This is a genomic window from Streptomyces niveiscabiei, from assembly GCF_001419795.1.
Classification (GTDB): Bacteria; Actinomycetota; Actinomycetes; order Streptomycetales; family Streptomycetaceae; genus Streptomyces; species Streptomyces niveiscabiei.
Window position 1 is genome coordinate 308 of record NZ_LIRL01000228.1, and the last position, 962, is coordinate 1,269.

The following is a 962-nucleotide window of genomic DNA, read 5'->3' on the forward strand; positions in this document are numbered from 1 at the left end:
CGCCGTCGGCCAGGTCGACGGTCGCGGCGCCGGAGACGCTCGTCGTCGTGGTGCTCGTCCCGTTCGCGGAGGCGCAGGTCAGGCCGGCCAGCGTCCAGCCGTCGGGGACCGTCTCGGCGAAGCTCCACGCCGGGTACTTCGTGCCCTTCGTCGCCGACCGGCGGAAGGTCTGCTCGGCGGCGGCGCCGTTCGCGACGGCGAGCGAGAAGTCGTGGTCCGGGGTGTAGGAGATGTTCCCGGTGAAGTCGAAGGTACGGGTCGCGTCGCTGTCCTTGAGCTCCTTGCGGACGACGATGCTGCCGGCGCCCGGGGGCGGGGTGACCGTGTAGTAGTAGCAGTACACGTGGTGCGAGCCGGCCGGGAACGCGGCCCGGTCCACGTTGTCGTTCTTCTGGTTGTCGACGGCGCAGCGCAGGGCGCCGAACGCGTAAGTCGCCCCCAACTCAGCTGTGTTGAGCGGGTCGGTGGGGGTGCCGCCCTGGATCTGGAGGCGGCGCGCGAGGGCGAGGGCCTGGTCCGTGGAGTCCAGCTCGACATTGACCGCGCCCGCGAGGGTGCCGCCCGTGGGGTCGCCCGCGTCGTCGAGGAGCGGGGCGGAGGACTCCGTCACGGGGCGTACGCCCGAGGTACTGGGGACGACGGTGGAGAGGCCGTCCACCTCGCCGCTGATCCCCCGGCCCAGGGTGAACCTCCAGCCGGTCAGGGGACGGCAGTTGGGGTCGTTGTCCTGCTCGGTCACCGGGTCCACGGGCTGGCCCGGGGTGTAGACGGAGTCCTTGCCGAGGTCGCGCAGGGACTGCTGATTGTTGTCGCGGAGGAGGTTGGACATGATGTCGGGGTAGTCGTCGCAGACGCGGGCGGCAAGGGTGAGCCAATAGCCGTCAGCGCGGGCCGACTTGGGGGACGCGTCGGCCGAACCGGCTTTTGTGTGCGCCGACTTGGCGTCGTCGGGGGCGTTGGCG

At 71.3% G+C, this 962-nt stretch carries 1 protein-coding gene; it reads right to left on the reverse strand.

From position 1 onward, the window contains the following. A partial coding sequence (locus AOK24_RS12550; protein WP_478078767.1) for a prealbumin-like fold domain-containing protein occupies positions 1 to 962 on the reverse strand: 962 nt, incomplete at both ends.